This is a genomic window from Microbacterium sp. NPDC097977 (assembly GCF_040302605.1).
GTDB lineage: Bacteria > Actinomycetota > Actinomycetes > Actinomycetales > Microbacteriaceae > Microbacterium.
The window spans coordinates 1-2987 of record NZ_JBEOUR010000133.1; the positions used below are offsets into that span (position 1 = coordinate 1).

Sequence of the window (2987 nt, forward strand, 5' to 3'; positions counted from 1 at the left end):
CGCCGCCGTACCCCACCCACCCCGCCCCCCGGCCGCCCGCGGTGTGACCCCCCCCCCCGCCTCACGAAGCGGCCGCCCCCCCCGCGGGGGTGCCGGCCTCTTCCGTCTGTGCCGTCTGCTCGCGGGTCAGCCTTCGAAGCGGTATCCGAGACCGCGGACGGTGACCAGCATCACGGGCTCGCCGGGGTTCTCCTCGATGCGCGACCTGATGCGCTTGATGTGCACGTCGAGCGTCTTGGTGTCTCCGAAGTAGTCGCTGCCCCACACCCGGTCGATCAGCTGCCCGCGGGTGAGCACGCGCCCGGAGTTGCGCATCAGCACTTCGAGCAGCTCGAACTCCTTCAGGGGCATGTTGATCTGCGCGCCGGCGACCGAGACCGTGTGCCGGTCGATGTCGAGCGAGACGCGACCGCCGTCGAGAACACGCTCGTCGAGCTCGCTGTCGGCCTGCACGACGCGGCGCAGCACCGCACGCATCCTGGCCAGCAGCTCGCGCGACGAGTAGGGCTTGGTGACGTAGTCGTCGGCGCCGAGCTCCAACCCGACGACGATGTCGACCTCCGAGTCCTTGGCCGTGACCATGATGATCGGCACCGCCGACGTCGTGCGGATCTGGCGGCACACCTCGGTTCCCGGCATCCCCGGGAGCATCAGGTCGAGCAGCACCACGTCGGCGCCGCGCTCGCGGAACGCCGTGAGCGCGCCGGGGCCGTCCTCGGCGATCTCCACCTCGTACCCTTCGCGGCGCAGCAGGTACGCCAGCGGGTCGGCGAGATCGGGCTCATCTTCGACGAGAAGGATGCGTGTCATGCGTGCTCTCCGTTTCGGACGCGGGCCGCGGCTTTGGCCGCCTTGCGCTCGCGCTTCTTCTTGTTCTTCTTGTCCGTGTCGATCCTCGGGGGAGCATCGATCCTCGGCAGCCGGATGGTGAAGGTCGACCCCCGACCCGGTCGCGACCACAGCCGCACCTCGCCGCCGTGTCGCTGGGTCGCGTGCTTGACGATCGCGAGCCCCAGGCCCGTGCCGCCGGTGCGTCGCGAGCGCGCCTCGTCGGCGCGGTAGAACCGCTCGAAGATCCGCTCGCGGTCGCCCTCGGCGATGCCGATGCCCTGGTCGGACACCGCGATCTCGACGACGCCGTCGTCGACCTTCACGCCGATGCCGACCCTGGAGCCCTTCGGCGAGTAGGCGATGGCGTTCGCGATGAGGTTCCCGAAGGCCTCGATGAGGATCTGGGAGTCACCGCGCACCCAGACGCCGCGGTCGCCGCCTCGCGCGATCTCCACGCCCGCGGAGTCCGCCTGCACGACGTGCGCCTCGAGCGCGGTGGCGAGCACCTCGTCGATCGCGACCGGCCGCACGTCGGAGAGGGCGTCCTCGGCCTGCAGGCGGGACAGGCTCATGATGCGTCCGGTGAGCTGACCGAGCCGCGAGGCCTCGGCGGAGATGCGGGAGGCGAAGTGACGCACCTGCGCCGGATCGTCCGCCGCCGACTCGATCGCCTCGGCGAGCAGCGTGACCGCACCCACCGGGGTCTTCAGCTCGTGGCTGGTGTTGGCGACGAAGTCCCTGCGCATCTGGTCGAGGCGTTCCTGCTCGGTGACGTCGCGGATGATCAACAGCGTCATCCGCGGACTGATCGCACTCGCGCGGGCCGACACCAGCCGCGGATCGAGGCTCAGACCGCCGCGGGTGAGACGCAGCGACTCGGAGGCGGATCCGCCTTCGGCGCGTCCGCCCCGCACGAGCTGGCGCAGCTCGGGGTTCTCGAGAGGAGCACCGACCTCGATGCCGAAGCGCGACGCCGCCCTGGAGGCCGCGAGGACCAGACCCGAGGAGTCGACCACGCAGGCCGCGTCGTCCATGCTGCCCAACACCGCGGTGACGCCGTCGGGGACGACCAGCGAGGACTCATCGGCGACCCGGGCCCTCGCGCGATACGCCCACGCCACGAGGAGGGAGAGTCCGACACCGATCGCGAGGCCGACGGCCAGTGCGAGCAGCGCGATCTGCGGCAGGGTCATACCCTCAGCGTAGAGGGCGTTCACCCGCTATTCGGCGGGTTCGCCCGCGCTGACCACAAGGCGAGAAGTACTATTCACGTGCTGGGCACCGTTCGTTAACCTTCGGAGCAGACAATCGCTTTCGGGCCTGTGCGGGAGCGCTGTGCTCTCCCCGCGCGGACGACCCAGCCGTCTCGCGTTGACACCACAGCCGAGACCCGAACGAAAGGTTGCGCCGACATGCGCGAAGTCTTCCATCAGTCCCTCGAGGATCTGCAGTCCCAGCTCGTGGAGATCGCCGACCTCGTCACGGTCTCGATCGACAAGGCGACCCGCTCGTTCGCCACGAGCGACGTCGAGCTGGCCGAAGAGGTCATCGCCGACGACGCCAAGATCGATGAGCTCGCCGTCGCCCTCGACGAGCAGGCCATCGAGATCCTCGCCCGCCAGCAGCCGGTCGCCCGCGACCTCCGCGTGGTCGTCACGGCGCTGCGCGTCAGCGCCTCGCTCGAGCGCATGGGCGACATGTCGGAGCACATCGCGCAGCTCGCGCGTCTCCGCTTCCCCGAGCGCGCGATCCCGAAGGGCCTCAAGGGCACCTTCACGAAGATGGGCGAGCTGGACGTCGAGATCTCCCGCACGCTCTCCGAGCTGCTGCGCACGCAGGACCTGAAGCTCGCCGACACCATCCGCAACACCGACGACGACATCGACGAGCTGCACGCGAGCGTGTTCGAGAAGGTGCTCAGCGACAACTGGAAGGGCGAGGCCACCGCGACCGTCGACGCCACGCTCGCCAGCCGCTACCACGAGCGCTTCGCCGACCACGCGGTCGCCGTCGCCAAGAAGGTCATCTACCTGGCGACCGGAGACTGGCGCATCGAAGAAGAGGACATCGCCCTCGCGATCGAGCAGCAGCGGGAGCTCGGGCACGCCTGAGCCGACGCGGATACACCGAGGGGGCGGATGCTGACTGCATCCGCC

General features: G+C 69.8%; 3 protein-coding genes. 1 reads left to right on the forward strand and 2 read right to left on the reverse strand.

Annotated elements, in window-relative coordinates:
* Window positions 1-126: 126 nt before the first annotated feature.
* Both ABTZ43_RS17110 and ABTZ43_RS17115 read right to left on the reverse strand, forming a co-directional pair.
* A complete protein-coding gene (locus ABTZ43_RS17110) occupies window positions 127-810 on the reverse strand; it encodes a response regulator (protein WP_056420324.1) in 684 nt (227 codons plus the stop codon).
* On the reverse strand, window positions 807-2024 hold the full coding sequence (locus ABTZ43_RS17115; protein ID WP_056420322.1) for a sensor histidine kinase: 1218 nt from the start codon (window positions 2022-2024) through the stop codon (window positions 807-809). Before ABTZ43_RS17115 ends, ABTZ43_RS17110 begins: the two co-directional genes overlap by 4 nt.
* A 219-nt stretch (window positions 2025-2243) precedes the next feature.
* Between ABTZ43_RS17115 and phoU the strand changes: the two genes are divergently transcribed.
* Window positions 2244-2942: a phosphate signaling complex protein PhoU gene (phoU, locus tag ABTZ43_RS17120; RefSeq protein ID WP_045254308.1), complete on the forward strand. Its 699-nt coding sequence runs from the start codon at window positions 2244-2246 to the stop codon at window positions 2940-2942.
* Window positions 2943-2987: the final 45 nt, after the last annotated feature.